The organism is Rhodococcus sp. T7, from assembly GCF_009872365.1.
Classification (GTDB): domain Bacteria; phylum Actinomycetota; class Actinomycetes; order Mycobacteriales; family Mycobacteriaceae; genus Rhodococcus_F.
Genome location: NZ_WXYH01000202.1, coordinates 1 through 1,738 on the forward strand (window position 1 = coordinate 1; position 1,738 = coordinate 1,738).

The following is a 1,738-nucleotide window of genomic DNA, read 5'->3' on the forward strand; positions in this document are numbered from 1 at the left end:
ATCGCCGCGGTGCTGATCGCGATCATCCTCGCCGCCAACATGACCCGCGGCCCGGAGGTGTTCTTCTCCACCCACGGCTACGGCGCCGGTGAGAGCGGAGGCTACCTCGGTGCGTTCCTGGTGGCCACGCTCGCGTCGGGCTACGTGATGTACGGTTTCGACACCGCGAGCTCGCTGGGTGAGGAGACGGTGGAACCCCGCCGCACCGCCCCCAAGGCGATCCTCCGTGCGATCCTCGCCTCGTTCGTGATCGGCGGCGCGATCCTGGTGTTCGCCGTGATGGCGGCGCCCGACCTGGACGATCCGAAGATCGGCGCGTCCGACGGCAGCCTGCAGTACATCGTGGAGCAGGTGATGTGGGGCCCGCTGGGCACCATCTTCCTGATCTGCATCGTGATCGCGGTGACGGTGTGCTCGCTGGCGGTGCACACCGCAGCCATCCGGCTGACCTTCGCCATGGCTCGTGACAACGCACTCCCGTTCGGGGAGCGGCTCGCCCGCGTTCACCCGAAGACGCGGACACCCGTCGTGCCCGCGGTGACGATCGGAGTGGTGGCCGCGCTGATCTTGGTGGTCAACATCGGTCAACCGCACATCTTCACCGTGCTGACCTCGATCGCGATCATCATGATCTATCTGGCCTACCTGATGGTCACCGGCCCGATGCTGAAGCGGAGACTGCGCGGCCAGTGGCCGCCGCGGGACCTGAAGGAGGGCGGCTACTTCACGATGGGCAGGTGGGGTCTGCCCGTCAACATCGTCGCCGTGGTGTGGGGAATCGGTATGGCCGTCAACCTCGCCTGGCCGCGCGAAGCCGTCTACGGGGAGCCTTGGTACAACACGTGGGGCGCCTTCGTCTACATCGGCGTCATCCTCGGGCTCGGACTGCTGTGGTACCTCACCACCGGCAGGCACCACATCGGGACCCTGACGTCACACTCCGCGGCCGCGGCACCGGCCGCACCGCAATCCGAACCGATCGACAAGGAGCTTGCTCGATGACCGAAAGTGAACTGCGGAGCACTGCACTGGAATTCGACTACGTGATCGCGGGTGGCGGTAGCGCGGGGTGCGTCCTCGCGGCACGGCTGAGCGAGGATCCGTCGGTGACGGTGTGCCTGCTGGAGGCCGGCCCGTCGGACGTCGGGGACCGCAACATCCTCGAGCTGTCCCAGTGGATGCACCTGCTCGACTCCGGGTACGACTGGGACTATCCGGTCGAGCCGCAGGAGCGGGGCAACAGTTTCATGCGGCACGCCCGGGCCAAGGTCCTCGGCGGGTGCTCGTCGCACAATTCGTGTATCGCGTTCTGGCCGCCGGCCGAGGTGCTCGACGACTGGGAGGCGATGGGTGCGTCGGGGTGGGGTGCGCGCGACATCCTGCCGTATGTCGGCCGGTTGGAGAACAACGACGCCCCCGGTGACGGCCACGGTCGCAGCGGTCCGGTGCGGCTGCGCGACGTCCCACCGAACGATCCGTGCGGCCGTGCGGTCCTCGACGCCGCCGCAGCGGTCGGTCTGCCGACCGTCGCGTTCAACCGCGGCGGAACGGTGCTCAACGGGGCGGGGTGGTTCCAGATCAACGCGTCCGAGGACGGCACCCGGATGTCGTCGTCGCACGCCTACCTGCACCCGATCCTCGGGACCCGGCCCAACCTGGAGGTGCGCACCGACTGCTGGGTCGCCGAGATCGTCATCGACGACGCGATGGTGGCGACCGGGGTGCGCTACCAGCGTCC

The 1,738-nt window shown here is 68.2% G+C and carries 2 protein-coding genes; both read left to right on the forward strand.

Annotated elements, in window-relative coordinates; all coding sequences use genetic code 11:
• Positions 1 to 1,002 (forward strand): APC family permease (locus MLGJGCBP_RS19430; RefSeq protein ID WP_160097623.1); only part of this gene is annotated, 1,002 nt, incomplete at its 5' end.
• A partial coding sequence (locus tag MLGJGCBP_RS19435; protein WP_201453128.1) for a GMC family oxidoreductase occupies positions 999 to 1,738 on the forward strand: 740 nt, incomplete at its 3' end. The genes MLGJGCBP_RS19430 and MLGJGCBP_RS19435, both read left to right, overlap by 4 nt.